We start from the raw sequence: 609 nt of genomic DNA on the forward strand, positions 1-609 counted from the left end.
TACAAAGGGTACGAGCAAGAGATTTATGGCATTTGTCTCATCGATTGATTCGTAAGATTCTTTCACACAATCTGTGTTTTGTACTCAACAAAAAACTTGGTAATCCGCCTCTTCAGTTTGAATTGCTTATTTCAAGTTGAGAGTGGGGTAGTACGTATATTTATTACTATCCTAAAAAAGCTTGGGGTTCACAGTCTCAGCAATCAGCACCTATAGTTGATACCCAATCTTTAATTGATCAAGGACTAAACTTCCATGACTCTACCTCGACTCGATAGTGTAAAGAAAACGGTTAGCAGCTGGATTGTACTTCTACTGCTAACCACATCTGCCAGCACACAGGCAGAAATACACGATAAACAATTGAACTCAAGCAAAGTGATTGATGTTCAATACTTAATAAGCAAATCTACGTTGAGCTGTTCTTTTAACACCTCAAGTGGAGAACTAATAAGCTTTTATACGAATCTTTTGGAAAATCCATCAATAGAGAAAAAAACAGTCAGTTTATCATTGGCAATAAATATAAAGTAAAAAATGTAAAATCAATAAATCCCCCTATGGCAGGATAGTTGTCACCCCTAAATAATAATTCCAAAGGGGACAATG

The 609-nt window shown here is 36.0% G+C and carries 1 pseudogene; it reads left to right on the forward strand.

The window, feature by feature from the left end:
* Nucleotides 1–140, forward strand: a pseudogene (locus JFC07_RS13055) (IS982 family transposase); the annotation flags it as partial.
* Between the last annotated feature and the right edge of the window lie 469 nt (nt 141–609).

This window comes from Psychrobacter faecalis (assembly GCF_016107575.1).
Taxonomy (GTDB): domain Bacteria; phylum Pseudomonadota; class Gammaproteobacteria; order Pseudomonadales; family Moraxellaceae; genus Psychrobacter; species Psychrobacter faecalis.